The sequence below is a fragment of the Paenibacillus sp. J14 genome (assembly GCF_000518465.1).
GTDB lineage: Bacteria > Bacillota > Bacilli > Paenibacillales > Paenibacillaceae > Fontibacillus > Fontibacillus barengoltzii.
Genome location: NZ_JADQ01000043.1, coordinates 12479 through 28768, shown reverse-complemented (window position 1 = coordinate 28768; position 16290 = coordinate 12479). Strand labels below are relative to the sequence as shown.

The following is a 16290-nucleotide window of genomic DNA, read 5'->3' as shown; positions in this document are numbered from 1 at the left end:
GATAGGGGATGAACATCGGACTGACTGGAGGCATCGCAACCGGGAAGAGTACGGTTTCCCGATTGTTGGCCGAGCGCGGAGCTGCCATCATCGATGCGGATGTGATCGCCAGAGAGATTATGGAACCGGAACACCCGGTATTGGCCGCCGTCAGCGAACGTTTTGGCCCGGGCGTGTTGAACGCCGATGGGACGCTAAATCGCAAGAAGCTTGGCGAGATCGTCTTCTCGAACCCGGAGGAGCGCAAGGCGCTGGAGGCCTTAACGCACCCGGCGATTCGTGCTGAAATGAAGCAGCGCATGGAAGAACTGGAAGCAGCGGATCCTCACAGATTGGTGGTAGCGGATATTCCGCTGCTTTATGAATCGGGGCTTGATCCGCTCTATGAACGGATTATGGTTGTTTATGTCCCTCGCGAGGTACAGTTAACCCGGTTGATGTTGAGGGACGGGCTGTCGAAGGAGGCAGCCGAGCAGCGGATCAACGCCCAAATGGATATCGAAATCAAGAAAGAGAGGGCGGATATTTTGATTGATAACAGCGGTGGACTTGAGGAAACGAAGCGACAGATAGATGACTTTTGGCGGGATCAGGGACTACGATGAGGTGGCTTCGCAAAAAAAGAGTCTTGCTTCTGTTGTTTATCGGTTTCATCATCCTTATCTTTTTTAATTCGGCATGGCTTTCGTTGTTTTATCCGATTCACTATAAAGAAGAAATTCGGCGGCATGCCAAGAACAACGGCCTGGATCCGTTTATTGTTGCGGCGATCATTAAGGTGGAGACGAACTACAAATCAGGAGTGGAGTCCCGGAAAGGCGCGCTCGGGATTATGCAGATCATGCCGGATACGGCGGAGTGGGTAATTTCCAAAGCGAAGTTGCCCGAAACGACGCTGGATGATATCCGTAACGAGACGGAAACGAATATCCAGATCGGCACCTGGTATCTGAGATCGCTGTCCCAGCAATTCGACGGCAACAACATCGCCATGATCGCTGCGTATAATGCCGGACCAACCAATGTGAAAAATTGGCTGAAGAGCGGGCGATGGGACGGACGATTGGAGACGGTGCAAAATATCCCGTTTGGTGAGACCCGACATTATGTCCAGCGGGTAACCCACTACTATAAACAATATCTGAAGATTTATGATGATTTCTAAGGGGGCCTAAGGTGATAACAAAAGAAAGCATTGACCGGCCTACGCCAGCCAATGCTCTCTTCAGTTGATCGGTTATTTGAATTGACCTGCCAGCTGTTGTTCAGCCAGAGTCACCAAACGTTTCGTGATGTAACCACCGATCGAACCGTTTTCGTAAGAAGTCAGGTTACCAGCATATCCGTCTTGTGGGAAAGAGATGCCAAGCTCCTGAGCGATTTCATATTTCATTTGATCCAAAGCTCCGGATGCTTGTCTAACCACCAGGTTGTTCGAAGAGTTATTATTTTGGGCCATGATTTGTTCACCTCCTTGTGGTTGGTAACAGTATTATGTGCCGGACTATGAATTTCAATCACATGATTTTGCAGTAATTTATTGCCATCCGGTGTGACAAGCCGTGATGACGTTATTTTAAGGGGAGGTGTTCTAGCTTGAAATGTCCTTATTGCGACTATTTAGGCACCAAAGTGCTGGATTCGAGACCAGCGAACGAGAACCGTTCGATCCGCCGCCGGCGGGAATGCGAGAAATGCAATCGACGGTTTACAACGTTTGAAATGGTGGAAGAAGTGCCGTTGATCGTGATCAAAAAGGATGGAAGCCGCGAGGAGTTCAGCCGAGAGAAAATGCTGCGCGGTTTGATTCGAGCTTGTGAGAAACGTCCGGTTTCCGTTGAACAGCTGGAATCTATCGTATCCGAAGTCGAACGGTCCCTGCGCCACTCGGCGAACGCTGAGGTTGAGAGCCGGCAAATCGGGGAATTGGTGATGGAGCAGCTCTACCCGGTGGACGAAGTTGCTTATGTGCGGTTTGCCTCGGTGTATCGACAATTTAAAGATATCAACATGTTTATGAAAGAACTCAAAGGACTGCTGTCCAAAAATACAGGGGTCAACGAATAGCTTCATTTCTCAAAAACACTCTTCGCCGATCGGCGCGAGTGTTTTTTTATTTTTTGCAAAGAATAAACCTAAAGGCTCAGGATTCCCTCGCATTTTACACAAAGTTTACAAAACGAGAACACTGGATTGATCTTCGCTTTCTATAATCAAACTGTAAATCAATTAAGGGGGAAACCTAAACAATGAAAAAGAGTATGTTATTGGTTTTGACTTTGATGCTGAGCTTCGCGCTGGCAGCTTGCGGTCAAAACAACGCGGCACCAAACACGGCCGGTACCAACGGAAGCACTACGGATGAAGCATCCGCGAGCAACGGGGGTAATGCAGCGACATCGGAACTCTCCGGGTCGATCTTGGCGGTAGGTTCCTCGGCTTTACAACCTTTAGTAGATCAAGCTTCGAAAAAATTCATGGATCAAAATCCGAATGTTTCTATACAAGTTCAAGGCGGTGGCAGCGGCACAGGGTTGACGCAAGTTTCCGGAGGCCAGGCAGATATCGGGAACTCCGACGTCTTCGCAGAAGAGAAATTAGATGCGGCTCAAGCCAGCGAACTGGTTGACCATCAAGTTGCCGTTGTAGCGATGGCAGCTGTCGTGAACCCAGACATCACGGTCGACAATTTGACGAAAGACCAACTGGTTCAAATTTTCACGGGTAAAATCACCAACTGGAAAGATCTTGGCGGTCCAGACCAAGCGATTCAAATCGTAAACCGTCCGTCGAGCTCCGGTACTCGGGCAACGTTTGAGAAATATGCGCTAGGTACAAAAACAGAGGACCTGCAAGGTTCGATCCAAGAAGATTCCTCCGGTACGGTTAAGAAGCTGGTGAGCGAAACGCCAGGGGCGATCGGTTATCTGGCCTTGTCCTACCTTGACGATACGGTTAAAGCTGTGAAGTACGAAGGCGTAGACGCAACGGAAGAAAACGTAGCGAACGGAACTTATCCGGTATGGGCTTACGAGCACATGTATACGAAAGGCGAGCCAAATGAAGTCGTTAAAGCCTTCTTGGATTACATGGTATCCCCGGACGTTCAAGGCGACAACGGCGACGTTGTAGAGCTTGGTTATATTCCAACCAGCAAAATGCAAGTCGTACGCGACGTGGACGGCAATATCACGAAGAAATAATCAGCAGAATTCGATAACAAAATATCAGTACGGCAAGAGGCGGATTGTTCTGCCTCTTTCTGTGCTGTTCTTAAAGGGAGAGGTTTCATGGCTCAGTCCGGCGGAAGAAAAAAAATACAACCGCATATCGTCGAGGAATGGACCGGCAAAATTTACGCTTCATTTTGTATCGTATTGCTGGTGGTTACGATCTTCTCGATGGTTTATTACGTAGCAACCAAGGGGTTAAGCACTTTTGTTCAAGACGGAATCTCACTAGGTGAAATTTTCGGCAGCACGAACTGGAAGCCGGATGGGGAGCCGCCGATGTTTGGCGCCCTGCCGTTTATCTTGGGCTCGTTCAGCACATCGATTCTGGCGGCGCTGATCGCGGCACCGCTTGGCATTAGCGCGGCCTTGTTTATGGTTGAAATAATGCCGAAGTTTGGCAAGAAATATTTACAGCCGGTGATCGAGCTGCTGGCCGGGATTCCTTCGGTGGTGTATGGTTTTGTTGGGCTGAGTATTATCGTTCCTTTTTACCGGGATATTTTTCCGGGACAAGGTCTGGGGATCTTGGCGGGAGCAACCGTATTGTCGATCATGATCTTGCCGACGATCACGTCGATCGCCACCGATGCCCTGTCTGCCCTGCCTCCTGGCCTGAAGGAAGGTTCCTACGCCCTTGGCGCTACGCGCTGGCAAACCTTGTCGCGGACCGTATTGCCGACGACGATGCCGTCCTTGTTGACCGGGGTGGTCCTTGGCATGGCTCGGGCTTTCGGGGAAGCCTTGGCGGTGCAGATGGTGATCGGGAATGCGCCGCATATTCCGCGTTCGCTCTTTGAATCCACCTCGACTCTGACCAGTGTCATTACGCTGAGCATGGGGAATACGGTTATGGGCACAACGCAGAATAATGTCCTCTGGACACTGGCACTAATCTTGATGCTAATGACGTTTGTCTTCGTCTTTATCGTTCGTTGGCTGGAAGGGAGAGCAAAACGATGAGCGCCAAAACCGTCGACAAAATCGCAACGGTTGCCATTATCGCTTTAGCAGGCTTAATTGTCTTGATTATGGCGGGGTTGCTTGGCTTTATTTTAGTCCGGGGGTTGGGTCATATCAGCTTTGATTTTCTCACGTCACCTCCTGAAACGATTAAGGCAGGCGGCGGGATTGGCCCGCAATTGTTTAATTCCCTGTTCCTCTTGGTCTTGACCATGATCATCACGATTCCGCTTGGGATCGGTGCGGGAATCTATATGAGCGAATACGCCAAGCCGGGAAAAATCACCGATTTTATCCGTTTGATTGTTGAGGTCTTATCCTCTTTTCCATCGATTGTGGTAGGTCTGTTTGGTCTGCTCGTTCTTGTGAACCTGTTTGGCTTTGGTTTCTCTTTGTTCTCAGGGGCGCTGGCTTTGACGATCTTTAACCTGCCGTTGATGGTGAGGATTACTGAACAAGGGTTGGCCAGCGTGCCGCAGGCCCAAAAGGAAGCCAGCTTGGCGCTGGGCTTGTCCAAATGGAAAACAATCCAGTCGGTGATGCTTCCGATCGCCCTGCCGGTGATTCTGACCGGGACGATCTTGGCGGCGGGCCGCGTGTTCGGCGAAGCCGCTGCCCTGTTGTTTACGGCTGGGATGAGCAGTCCGCGGCTCGATTTTAGCAACTGGAATCCGTTAAGTCCGACGTCCCCGCTGAATCCGTTCCGTCCGGCGGAGACGCTGGCTGTTCATATCTGGAAGATCAATTCTGAGGGCTTGGCGCCGGATGCGCCTGAAATCGCCGCCGGTGCTTCGGCTGTCCTGATCTTGACCGTGCTGGTGTTTAACTTGCTGGCTCGCTGGCTCGGACGCGTGATGCTCAAGAAATTTACGGCGACGAAATAGGAGGGCGAAGCCAAGTGTCTAACATTGAACTATCCACGAAAAACTTAAGCGTCTATTACGGAGAGAAACAAGCCGTTAAAAATATATCGCTCGATTTCGCCTCCCGGCAGGTGACCGCCTTGATCGGCCCTTCAGGCTGCGGCAAGTCCACATTCCTGCGCAGCCTGAACCGGATGAACGATTTGATCCGCGGGGCGAAGATTACGGGGGAAATCTGGATCGGGGACGACAATATCAATGATCCGAAGACCGATGTCGTGCTGCTGCGTCAAAAGATCGGCATGGTATGGCAGCGTCCTAACCCGTTCCATAAATCCATCTATGAAAATATCGCCTTTGGACCGCGTTACCACGGGATTCGCGACAAGAAGAAGCTGGATCAGATCGTGGAGGAATCGCTCACCAAAGCGGCGCTTTGGGACGAGACGAAGGATCGGCTGCACAGCTCCGCCTTGGCCTTATCCGGCGGCCAGCAGCAAAGGCTGTGCATCGCCCGATCGATTGCGGTTAATCCAAGCATCATCCTGATGGATGAACCGGCGTCGGCGCTGGACCCGGTGTCCAGCGCCAAAATTGAAGAGCTGATCGCCGAGCTGAAGCAGGAATTCTGCATCATTATTGTCACGCACAATATGCAACAGGCGGCTCGGGTGTCGGAAAAAACGGCGTTCTTCCTCATGGGGGAACTGGTCGAGTACGGCGATACGACCAAAATCTTTACCAATCCATCCGAGAAACGGACAGACGATTATATCAGCGGCCGCTTCGGATAAAAATTCTTCTCTCCATCTCCCGCTAAATCAGGACTGGTCTCGGGGCGGGGAATCGCCCCGTCTGCGGACTCTTTTAGATTGGAAAATCTCCGTATATACTGATAACATAAAGAGTGGACTCAATTGGCGTGGGCAGCGCCTGGTATTGGTTAAAGGAGATTTGGATGATGAACGTTTTGGATTGGATTGAAAGGATGTTTGAGCATTACGGCTATTTTGTTCTGCTGCTCGGACTTCCCATTGATTTTATTGCGCTGCCGCTGCCTCCAGGTCAAACGACGCTGACCTATACAGGATATTTGGCCTATAAAGGCGTGCTGGATTTCTTGCCGGCTATCCTCGCCGGATATGCTGGGGCGGTGATCGGGGTGACGATTACCTATTTCGTCGGACATCGGGTCGGCGCGCCGTTGATCGAACGTTATGGCAAGTGGATTATGGTCAAGCCTTCCCATTTAGAGAAGACGAGGCGGGTTTATGAGAAGTACGGCAATCGAATGCTGTTAATCAGTTTCTTTGTGCCGGGTGTAAGGCAGTTTTTTGGTTATTTTGTAGGCATTATGCGCATTCCTTTTCGAACCTTTGCCCTGTATGCTTACACAGGAGCCGCACTTTGGGTCACGGTTTTTGTAAGCATCGGCTTGGTGTTTGGTGAACAGTGGCAAGTTGCCATCGACCTGGTCGAGAAATATTTAAAGTTTTTCTTTATTGGGCTGGGGGCGTTACTATTGGTACTCGTATATTTGAAATGGCGGAGATGGAGGCTAAAAGTGGCCAAGTTGTCACGTTAACCTTTTAAAGGCGCTGGAGAGCTCACTCCGGCGCCTTTATTTATTTCCGTTTTTTCTTTTTATTTTTGCTTTTGATTCTATTATTATCCTTATTTTCAGGGTTGCTTCGGTGCAATATGAAATCGTCAAGCAGTGTCTCCTCAAAGCCACTGCCATTCTGCGATTTTTCCTCTTTCAGTTTCATCAGGGAGAGCAAATCGAAAATATCTCCAAGCACGGTGAACCCGGCGCCGATAATGGCCAAGTCGTCCGAGGAAAGGTCATTTTCTTGGATTCTTTGGTATTGTCTCCTCTTTTTTCCTCCCAAGAGCACCACCTGCTTTTAAATCGACTTATTTCATCTTATGCAAATGGCGGTTGGCTTGATTAGGCGTGAACTGGGCTACAGCCGCCACCTCCTCTCCAGCAAAAGTACTGGGGGAACGGATACCCATTTTCGCCCCTCTCCGCGAATGTCCCGATCGTTCACAGGCGAACCGTAATATGATGTTCTATATTTAAAAAGGAGGGAAAACAATGTCGGGATATGAAAATGGCGTAGGTGGCGTAGGTTATGGTGGTTTCTGGACTTCCACAGGGACGATTCTGGTTCTCTTCATCCTGTTGGTTATTGTATCCAGAGCGCTTATCGTATAATTGAATGTGTACCCCATGCAAAGGCCCTGCTTCAGCAGGGCCTTTGTTCTTTATAGCTACCCTTTCGTTCCTCCTTGCAACCCAAACCCCTTGGACATAAACCGCTGGGACAAGATGTACAGTACGATGGACGGGATCGCATACATAATGGAGAAGGCTGCAAGATTGCCATACTCAATCATTCCGTACTGACCAAAGTATTGGTATAACTTCAGGGAAGCGGGGAAGTTCTCCGGATTTTGCAGCAAAATGTATGGAACAAAGAAATTCCCCCAGCTGCCTGAGAAGGTGAAGATGGCGACCGTGCAAATCCCCGGCACCATCAGCGGTGCTACAACTCTGCGAATCCCCGTAAATACCGAGGCCCCGTCGACCCATGCCGCTTCCTCCAGATCCAGAGGGACGGAATCCATAAAGTTCTTAAGCATCCAAATGCCGTAGGGCATCGATGAGGCTACGTAGAACAGGATCACGCCAAAGATTTGGTCATACAGCTTCAAACTGAGAAACAGCTGGTAGACCGGGACCATCACCGCTGTGATCGGCAAGGAAGTCATAAACAGGATGGTCAACATAAACGGCTTCTTGTATTTCATTTGATATCGGGACAACGGATAGGCGGCCAACAGTGCCAAGAGGACGACGAGCAGCGCCTGCCCCAGCGACATGATCAAGCCGATCAGGAATGCACGTTGGTTCTCGCGGCTGGTGATCACGTTGATATAATTATCCGCCGTGATTCGCTGGGGCATTTTTAGCGTCTGCATGGCATTGGGATCGACCGAAGCAACTACCACCCAGAGCAAGGGTAAGACGAAGCAGATGCCGATGATCGTGAGGATCGTATAGGGCAAGATCCGGTAGATGATTTTCCGTTGTTTTGCGTTCATAAGAGGTTCTCCTTGCACTTGGACTATTTCAACGAGCGGGTATAGAACAAGCTAAGCACGATTCCGATGAGCAGTAGCAGCAAGGAGATCGCGGTTCCGTACCCTAGTTGATAGTTCACGAAGGCTTGGTTGTACATGAAGATGGGCAGTGTGGTCGTAGACGTTCCCGGGCCTCCGCCGGTCATGGCATATATCAAACCAAACACGCCCAATGTCTGTAACGTGATCAGCATCATGTTGGTCATAAACGAATCTTTAATATAAGGGATGATAATCCGAATCAGTACCTGCCATTTTGAAGCGCCATCGACCACTGCCGCTTCTTCTACCTCGCTGGGCACGTCGTCAAGAGCCGCTTGAAAGACGAGCATCGAGAAGGCGGTACCGTGCCAAATGTTCGCGAGGATGATCGTCAGCATTGGAACAGTATACAGCCAGGTGACTGCCGGAAGCCCCAATGAAGTGATGATCGAGTTCAGCGTCCCTTCGTCGCCGAAGAAGCTGTATAAGCATAGCGCACATACGATTTCCGGGGTGACCCAGCCGGCGAGGACGATCGTGCCAATCACCCGCCGGAACGTCCGGTTCTTGCGCTTCATCAGGAGGGCGATGAATAAGCCGAGCAGCTGCTGGCCAATCACCGCCGAGCCAAACAGGAAGACCAATGTGTTCCAAATACTAACCTTGACCGTCGGGTCCTTGAACATGTGAATATAGTTGTCGAACCCAACGAATTTTAACTCTCTTGCCGATTCCCCCGTTAATGCCAGATTCGTAAAGGAATAGAAGAACGTAAGGAAGACCGGGGTGATGAAAAACACCAGCATTATCACAATCGAAGGGAGCAAGAAGTAAAGCCACGTGTACGAGTTGCGATTTCTGGAATATCCTTCAGCCGTCATGCTGCTCATGGTTCGTTCTCCTTCCGGAAGGCAGTGCTTTGCCGCTTATTCGAATTCGTCATTTTCGGATGACAGCGTCCTCGCCTACGATGCGGGTGACGTCTTGGGCGTATTTTTGGGCGGCCTCTGCAGGGGAGGTGCCTGTGGCGACGGATTCCACCATCGTCTGAATTTGCGTCGATACTTCCGGGTATTTCTCTTGAGCAGGCCGGAATTCGGCGTTCTGCAGATATTCCGTAGCGATTTCGTTAAACGGCATCTGCGTGTATTCCGGATCTTTGGCGACGTCAGCTCGCACCGTAATATTGCCTGAGGAGGTGACGAGCTTCTTGCTGTTTTCTTTGTTTAACGCGTATTTGATAAACTCCCAGGCTTCGTCTTTATGCTTGGCGTTGCTTGGAATGGACAATGCCCAACCGCCAGCGAGCGTGATGGAACCTGGTGCCTGACCTTGACTTGTTGGCATCGGAGCAAAGCCTAGCACGTCCTTGTATTCCGGCCATGGAGAAGCGCCGGTTTCCAGATAGTTGCCGGTAATCCACGAGCCGTCGAGGGAGATGGCCAGCTTGCCTTGAGGCAAGTATTCTCGGGAAGCGGTGTTGCCGGCCTGCCCGTTCAGCACCTTGGAGAGCGGCGGGCCGAGCTTCTCTTTGTTTACGGTTTCAATGAACCCTAAAGCATCCAAGATCCCTTGACTTTCGATAATCCATTTTCCGCTTGCATCGTCATACAGTCGTTCGCCGGTGCCGTAAAGGAGCATTTCGTACGTCTGCATGGAGGTGGCTTCCCCGGTCGCCTTGCCCATGTTCATCCAAATCGGGACGATGTCCGGTGCTTTTTCCTTAATGGTGCGAGCTGCATCCAGCACTTCCTCCCAGTTCTTCGGTGTCCACTCTTCCGGAAGGCCGACCTGCTTAAAGATCTCTTTGTTATACCAAAGACCGCGGGAATCCGTGTTGTACGGTACGCCGTACACTTTGCCGTCGCTGGCGGTAACGCCTTTCTTCATCGCCTCGATAAACGAGCCGTTTGACCAATCCTCCCAGTCCTTCAGCCGCTCATCCAGCGGTTCCAAATAACCGGCGCTGGCGTCGGAATTGAGAATAAACGTATCCTCGGTCACGATATCTGGAGCGGTATCTTTGGATTTCAAAGCTAAGGCAACTTTCGCAAAATAGTCCCCCTCCGAGGCTTGAATCGGGGATGGCTTAATTTCAACATCCTTGTTCGGGTAATCTGCAGCGATCTCGGTGAGCCAGCGGTATAACGTGCCTTTTTCTCCGGCTCCGTCATCGCGATACGTCACCGTAATCGTTGTTTTGCCGGAGCTGCTAGTCTTGTCGCCCGACCCGGAACAACCGGCTAATAGCGCCCCGCCTAAAGCCGTACACAACAATACGGAAGCGATGGCCCAACCTCTTTTTTTCATCAATGCCATGTTTGATCCCTCCTTGGTTTGTAAATCTCATCGTGTTAAGCGCTTAACTCGATGGTTTAACTTATGAATCAATTCTGTGTACATCCCTTCCAGTAAAACATACTTGCCGAAGATTCAATTTATTCAAAAAAACGTCACGAATAATATTGATATCAAAAAACATTGATTAACTGCATCGCGACTGAGGGGGACATCCACGCAAAAGGCGCGGCTGGTTGGTTCCAGTCGCGCCTTTCACTTGGTGTTACTCTTGCCTTGCCCTTGTTTACATGCGATCCGGAGCTGGCAATCCGATGACCTCCAGCACCTCTGCGATGGTCTCCTTAAATTTTGCCGTAAGCCATAGGCGGTAGGTCTGCCGCTCGGGCTCGGCTTTTAGGATCGGACAGGCGGTATAAAAATGATTAAACAAGGTAGCGAGCTCATAAGCGTAATGACAGATCGGTGTTGGGGATAGTTCCTCACACGCAGTGCCCAGCGTATCCGGCCATGCCGCGATTTGTCTCAGCAGGACGTGTTCCGCACGATCCTGAGGGGCGATGTCCTCCGGAAGCTGAAGCGATTCCGCCCGAGGAATCCCGTCGGCTTGAGCTTTGGCCAAGATGCTGGCCGCCCGGGCATGCGCGTACATCAGATAGACGCCGGTATTGCCGGTCGTCTCTGTGGCCTGCTGAATGTCGAATACCACTTCGGTTGGTAAAGCGAACCGGAGCAGGTAATACCGGATCGCCGCTGCGGCAATCCGACGGCTGGACAACCCTTCTGAATCAGAACGCTTGGCATCGATCTGCGTTTCCATCCGATCCAGCAATTCGGACACTTTGATACCGATTCCTTGTCTGCCGGACATGGCGTACGAAGCTTTGCCGTCTGAGGTGTCGAGGCCCAGCTCCCGGGCTGCGGCCGGGCTTAGCGAGACGACGCCGTAACCAACGTGACGCAGCTTCTCCGCCTGGGTTGTGAAGCCTAACGCCTCCAGCGCTTGCTTCACCATCGCCTGTGGATACGCTTGCCTGTGGTCGATTACGTTCACGACGAGATCTGCTTTGCCGTAATCAGCAGTGACACCGTCTGCACGGGTTGTCCAGAGCCCGTCCGCAAACGGCTTGTACTTGAAATCATTTCCGAGTACCCCGAACTTCCACAGATGATAGGCGATATCTTTGGCCGTATAGGTCAAAATTCCGTTGGACCGAACGAGCACCTTATCAGCCTGATGCTCTGCTTCAGGCTCCACATCTTCGGCTGCAGGTTGCTTCAGGACCCAACACCCCTCGAGTTTACCAGACGTCTCCTTCTGGAAGAGTGCGGTTTGCTGGAGCAATCGGAAGGCCGTGTCCCAGAACCCTTCCCGGACAATGTTGCTCTCCCAAACTAACAAATCGTAATCAATCCCAAACGCCTTCATTTCTTCCAAATGCTCCCGCACGATGCGCTCTGCTGTAAGTAAGCCAACCCAAGCCAGATTCCCGTCCCCAGCCTCCAGCGCTTGCAGCACCTTCGTTCTCTGCTCTAACAGCGAAGGTTGATCCTCGTATTCCTTGTTCACGTTGGAATAGATGTCCCAACAGAAATCCCCGAATCTCACATGAGCAGCCTGATGATCTACATGAAGCAGCCCAACGACGGTGTCAGCCAACTGATTCCCTAGATCGTCGATGTAATTATGCACTTCGACTTGGTAACCAGCTCGCTTAAGCAGCCTTGCCAGCGAGTCGCCGATGCAGGCATTCCTCAAATGACCAATATGAGCGGACTTGTTCGGATTGATGGAGGTATGTTCGATCACGACTTTTTCACGAACAGCCTGCGGAAGTGAAAAATCTTTGCGAGCCCATTCATTCCAATCCAGATGGAAGTTCAGGAAGCCCGGCGGCGCCGTTTCGATCTGGTGGAACAGCCCTTCCATGCGGCCCGTTTGCTCCAGTTCATTCTTAAGCAGCGCGGCAATCTGCAGCGGCGGTTGGCGCAAGGTTTTGGCCAGCTGCATCGCGATGTTGGTCGAATAATCCCCGTGTTCGGCACGGGCGGGGCGTTCAATTACAATGTCTGGCAGCTTCTCGACGCTGTGTCCAAGCCTTGAAAGGACTTGCTGTACGGTCGTTTTCAGATGCTTTTTCATCGATCTACTGATCATTCCATCCACTCCTCCTGGGCAAAAAAATAAGCCTTCATCTCATCAAAGAGACGAAGGCATTACGCGCTCGCGGTACCACTCTTGTTGTTAAACTCTACGTTTAACCACTCTGCAGGATAACGGTCTTGGGCCGTGGTTGCTTACTTTACTTTGCGTTCAGCAACCATTCTCATGGGTCCGCTTCACTGTCAGCCCTGTACCGGTTTCCACCCTCCCGGCTCGCTTGGACTAGAACGGACAGTTACTCTCCCAATCGTCGAATGTGGGATATTTTGTATTATTATATCCGGTTCGCTTGGAATGTCAATTCGCCTTTTCCTAAAAACAATCCTTGAGTAGCCTTTTCGAGTAGAATTACTAAATTTTGGTCATACTCTTACTACTTCCATCAGAACAAAGGGGCTCGTAACATGCAACAACCGGACGAGTTTGTCGATAAACTGCAGCAAAACCTGGAAATCCTTAGTGAACTTTTTGGGAACAGTTCGGACGTCGTGTTCCGTCAGTTGTTACCGGTGGACCAAACCCAAGTCACAATTGTTTATATTGAAGGACTTATTGATAGTCAAATCTTACAGCAGGATGTCATCCGCCCGATTCTAGAGATGACCTCAGACGGGGAGATGACGCCAACCCAGCTCAAAGACAAGGTCGTAAACGTAGGCGGCATCAGCTTCGTGTCGAACCATGAGGATGCGAGTAATGGAATGTTGTCAGGCGGAGCACTGATTCTGATCGACGGATATAAGGATGGTTTGCTTGTCTCCATTCCCGGATTAGAGGAACGCGCAATTACCGAATCGGATACCCATCCGATTATTCGGGGACCGAAGGACGCATTTACGGAGGTGATCCGCACGAATATCTCCCTGGTTCGTCATCGGGTGAAGGATACACGGGTTCGCGTCCAGACGATTCAGGCTGGCAATAAAACTAAAACAGAGCTCGCACTTATGTACATGGATGGATTAGCAGATCAACAGATCGTAAGTAAACAGAAAGACAAACTCAGCAACCTCCAAGTGGACCGCGTGCTGGAGGGCGAATATATTGAGGAAGTGATGAATCAGGATAACAAGCTTACGATTTTTCCGATGCTGTACAACACGGATCGTCCAGATACGATTGCGGCGGGGGTCATGGAGGGACGAATTGCTATCTTTATTGACGGAACGCCATTCGTGCTCCTTGCGCCGTCCTTATTCGTCGACTTCCTGCAATCTGCCGAGGATAACTATCAATCGTATCTTTATGGGAGCGTCACCCGACTGCTTCGTTATTTCTGTATGCTGATATGCTTGTTAGCCCCTGCACTGTATATCGCCTTAACCACCTATCATCAGGATTTAATTCCAACGGTGTTGTTATTGAGCTTAATGGCGCAACGCGAAGGGGTGCCTTTTCCGGCTTTTCTCGAGGCGTTAATCATGGAAGTCGTGTTTGAAATCCTGCGGGAAGCCGGTCTTCGGATGCCGAGAACGATCGGTCAAGCCGTATCCATCGTGGGGTCGATCGTTATTGGACAAGCCGCGGTCGAAGCGGGAATCGTTTCAACCGTCATGGTGGTTGTCGTAGCGATTACGGCCATAGCCAGTTTTGCGATTCCGTCATATTCCATGTCGATCCCGATTCGGATGCTGCGTTTTGGGTTCATGATGATCGCCTCAACCCTCGGGATCTATGGGTTGACTATCGCATTTATCATGCTTGTCGTTCATTTAAGCGGGCTCCACTCCTTCGGTGTCCCGTACTTATCGCCCGTCGCTCCCTATAAACCGCGGAAGCAATCGGATGCCATCCTCCGTTTCCCTTACCAACCTGGAGCTAAAGGACCGTAGAACTCAAGGAGATGATCCCTGTGTACCGACAGGAGAAGCGTTTTTTTCTTGCTTCCATATCCCTCGCATTAATTCTGCTGCTGACAGGTTGTTGGAATCGCAATGAATTAAATGAACTATCGATTGTGCTCGCTATGGGAATCGACAAGAAGGATGACCTTTATGAGGTCAGCCTTCAGGTTGTGAATCCCAATCAAATGTCGCGGAAGCAATCGTCCGAACGTACGCCGACGTTCGTACTTTCGATGCGTTCTGATTCCATTAGTGAAGCCATTCGCAAAATGGTGGGCATGTCGTCGCGGAGATTGTATATGTCCCATATGCAAATTTTATTTGTGGATGAAGCCACGGCCCGGGAAGGTATGCATGAACCGTTGGATTGGCTGTTACGTAACAATGAGATTCGGCCCGTCTTCGATCTAATTATCGTTCGGGACCATTCGGCGAAGGAAGCATTAACCTTCGTGACGTCCACGGAACTTTTTCCCGCCCTGGATATGCATAAGGCATTAAAGCTGTCCTACAAAAGCTGGGCTCCGAACATATACAGCCAAGCCAAGGAATTTCTGGAGAGTTTAAACAAGGACGGGGTCGAGCCAGTCATCACCGGATTAAAGCTGGGGGAACAGGCCGATAAAGCTCAGAAGATGGATAACGTGAAGCAGTCTCCGCAGCATGCGAACTATTTTTTCAGCGGTGTGGGTGTCTTCCAGGAGGATCGCCTGGTTGGTTGGATGAACCCGTCCGAAAGCCGGGCTTATAACTATTTGACGAATCATGTGGACAACAGTCTTTTCAAAGTAGAGTGTCCGAATGCGAAAGAGCATTTTACGTTGGACGTCATCCGGCCCAAAACGAAGTATGATCCTAAGATCGTGAATGATCATCCGGTCCTCGATGCTACCGTGTACATTGAAGCCAACATTAATGAACTGAGATGTAAGAAGGTCGATCTCAATAAAGAGGAAGACCTGTTGAAGCTGCAGAAAATTGCTGCAGACCAGTATGTAGAGGCGATTAATCGAGGGATTCGGAAAGCTCAATCGTTGGGTACGGATATCTTTGGGTTCGGCGAAGCCTTTCATCGGGCATATCCGGCAAAATGGCATGTATGGAAGAACGACTGGGACAAGCGCTTCGAAGAGCTGGATGTGAACTTGCGTGTGACTCTGCAAATCAAGCGAAATGGGAAGATCGTCAGTCCCTACGGAATGCCACAGAATAAACAGGAGTGAGGAAGAACGTGCTATACGCTTTATTGTTTGTATCATTGGCGATATCGGCCTTGGAATACCAGAGGATGTTTCATAAAAAAGAGTTCAGGGATCTCGCTGTGCATGCTTGTTTCCTAAGCGTAGGCATTGTTCTCCTCGTACTTCAATTGCTTCATATTCAAGTACCGTCACCGCTATTGGCAATTCAAACTTTTTTTGAACCGGCTAGCATGTTGATCGCTAAATTGCTATCTTGAGGAGTATCGGAATGAACAAACGGAGTATATCGGTAAGGCAATTCGCATTATGGATTACAATGTATCAAATCGGCAGCGCCTATCTCCTCATCCCATCGAGTCTTGCCGCCGTTGCCAGACATGATGCCTGGATTTGTACCGTAGTGGCCATTGCCATTCATTTTCTGCTCATCCCGCTCTTGTCAGCAATTGCCGGGCAAATGCGCGGAATGTCCTTTGTTCAGCACCTTCGTCGTTTAATTGGCAACCCCACTGGAAGGGTGTTGTCGATCCTGTTCATTTTGCTGGCTTAATCCTTATCTTAACGTTGCGAAATTTAAGCGACTTTATCACCATA

The 16290-nt window shown here is 50.3% G+C and carries 18 protein-coding genes and 1 other annotated feature; of the genes, 12 read left to right on the top strand and 6 right to left on the bottom strand.

The genetic code is table 11. The annotated features are described in order from the left end of the window. Positions 1–8 precede the first annotated feature (8 nt). Entirely contained in the window at positions 9–605 is a 597-nt protein-coding gene (gene coaE / locus M891_RS0115950) for a dephospho-CoA kinase (protein WP_028539521.1), read from the top strand. Further along, positions 602–1165, top strand: coding sequence for a lytic transglycosylase domain-containing protein (locus M891_RS0115945; protein ID WP_028539520.1), 564 nt, complete (start codon positions 602–604; stop codon positions 1163–1165). Before coaE ends, M891_RS0115945 begins: the two co-directional genes overlap by 4 nt. A gap of 72 nt (positions 1166–1237) precedes the next feature. On the opposite strand, the gene M891_RS0115940 is transcribed toward M891_RS0115945, so the two are convergent. Continuing rightward, a complete protein-coding gene (locus M891_RS0115940; RefSeq protein WP_016312824.1) occupies positions 1238–1459 on the bottom strand; it encodes an alpha/beta-type small acid-soluble spore protein in 222 nt (73 codons plus the stop codon). A 137-nt stretch (positions 1460–1596) separates the two neighbouring features. Between M891_RS0115940 and nrdR the strand changes: the two genes are divergently transcribed. The 6 genes from nrdR to M891_RS0115910 all read left to right on the top strand — a co-directional run bounded on the left by nrdR (position 1597) and on the right by M891_RS0115910 (position 6641). Beyond that, entirely contained in the window at positions 1597–2067 is a 471-nt protein-coding gene (gene nrdR, locus M891_RS0115935) for a transcriptional regulator NrdR (RefSeq protein WP_016312823.1), read from the top strand. 182 nt (positions 2068–2249) lie between these two features. Beyond that, a complete protein-coding gene (locus tag M891_RS0115930) occupies positions 2250–3203 on the top strand; it encodes a phosphate ABC transporter substrate-binding protein (protein ID WP_028539519.1) in 954 nt (317 codons plus the stop codon). An 87-nt stretch (positions 3204–3290) separates the two neighbouring features. Next, positions 3291–4193, top strand: a complete 903-nt coding sequence (pstC, locus tag M891_RS0115925) for a phosphate ABC transporter permease subunit PstC (protein WP_028539518.1) — start codon at positions 3291–3293, stop codon at positions 4191–4193. After that, positions 4190–5077, top strand: coding sequence for a phosphate ABC transporter permease PstA (pstA, locus tag M891_RS0115920; RefSeq protein WP_028539517.1), 888 nt, complete (start codon positions 4190–4192; stop codon positions 5075–5077). Before pstC ends, pstA begins: the two co-directional genes overlap by 4 nt. Before the next feature lie 14 nt (positions 5078–5091). Then, positions 5092–5850, top strand: a complete 759-nt coding sequence (pstB, locus tag M891_RS0115915) for a phosphate ABC transporter ATP-binding protein PstB (RefSeq protein ID WP_028539516.1) — start codon at positions 5092–5094, stop codon at positions 5848–5850. A 167-nt stretch (positions 5851–6017) separates the two neighbouring features. After that, positions 6018–6641 carry a DedA family protein gene (locus M891_RS0115910; RefSeq protein WP_028539515.1) on the top strand — a complete coding sequence of 208 codons (624 nt, stop codon included), beginning with the start codon at positions 6018–6020 and terminating at the stop codon, positions 6639–6641. Positions 6642–6681: 40 nt separating this feature from the next. On the opposite strand, the gene M891_RS24055 is transcribed toward M891_RS0115910, so the two are convergent. Further along, the gene (locus M891_RS24055) at positions 6682–6954 is read right to left on the bottom strand and encodes a hypothetical protein (protein ID WP_232228357.1); all 273 of its coding nucleotides are present in this window, start codon (positions 6952–6954) and stop codon (positions 6682–6684) included. 203 nt (positions 6955–7157) lie between these two features. Between M891_RS24055 and M891_RS25580 the strand changes: the two genes are divergently transcribed. After that, positions 7158–7277 (top strand): hypothetical protein, encoded by a 120-nt coding sequence (locus M891_RS25580; protein ID WP_016312816.1) that lies wholly within the window; start codon positions 7158–7160, stop codon positions 7275–7277. Positions 7278–7333: 56 nt separating this feature from the next. Here M891_RS25580 and M891_RS0115895 read toward each other — a convergent pair whose 3' ends face one another. The 4 genes from M891_RS0115895 to M891_RS0115880 all read right to left on the bottom strand — a co-directional run bounded on the left by M891_RS0115895 (position 7334) and on the right by M891_RS0115880 (position 12644). Continuing rightward, positions 7334–8167 carry a carbohydrate ABC transporter permease gene (locus M891_RS0115895; protein ID WP_028539514.1) on the bottom strand — a complete coding sequence of 278 codons (834 nt, stop codon included), beginning with the start codon at positions 8165–8167 and terminating at the stop codon, positions 7334–7336. A gap of 23 nt (positions 8168–8190) precedes the next feature. Then, positions 8191–9078, bottom strand: coding sequence for a carbohydrate ABC transporter permease (locus tag M891_RS0115890; RefSeq protein WP_028539513.1), 888 nt, complete (start codon positions 9076–9078; stop codon positions 8191–8193). A 49-nt stretch (positions 9079–9127) separates the two neighbouring features. Beyond that, positions 9128–10498, bottom strand: coding sequence for an ABC transporter substrate-binding protein (locus M891_RS0115885; RefSeq protein ID WP_028539512.1), 1371 nt, complete (start codon positions 10496–10498; stop codon positions 9128–9130). A gap of 274 nt (positions 10499–10772) precedes the next feature. Then, complete coding sequence (locus M891_RS0115880; RefSeq protein WP_028539511.1) at positions 10773–12644, bottom strand: arginine--tRNA ligase; 1872 nt, start codon at positions 12642–12644, stop codon at positions 10773–10775. 43 nt (positions 12645–12687) lie between these two features. Further along, positions 12688–12910 (bottom strand) — a binding site (T-box leader). Positions 12911–13054: 144 nt separating this feature from the next. Between M891_RS0115880 and M891_RS0115875 the strand changes: the two genes are divergently transcribed. From M891_RS0115875 to M891_RS26035, 3 genes are all read left to right on the top strand, one after another. After that, the gene (locus M891_RS0115875; protein ID WP_028539510.1) at positions 13055–14482 is read left to right on the top strand and encodes a spore germination protein; all 1428 of its coding nucleotides are present in this window, start codon (positions 13055–13057) and stop codon (positions 14480–14482) included. Positions 14483–14502: 20 nt separating this feature from the next. Then, positions 14503–15717 carry a Ger(x)C family spore germination protein gene (locus M891_RS24050; protein ID WP_051417045.1) on the top strand — a complete coding sequence of 405 codons (1215 nt, stop codon included), beginning with the start codon at positions 14503–14505 and terminating at the stop codon, positions 15715–15717. Between the two features lie 247 nt (positions 15718–15964). Further along, positions 15965–16246, top strand: a complete 282-nt coding sequence (locus M891_RS26035; RefSeq protein WP_051417043.1) for a GerAB/ArcD/ProY family transporter — start codon at positions 15965–15967, stop codon at positions 16244–16246. Positions 16247–16290 lie beyond the last annotated feature (44 nt).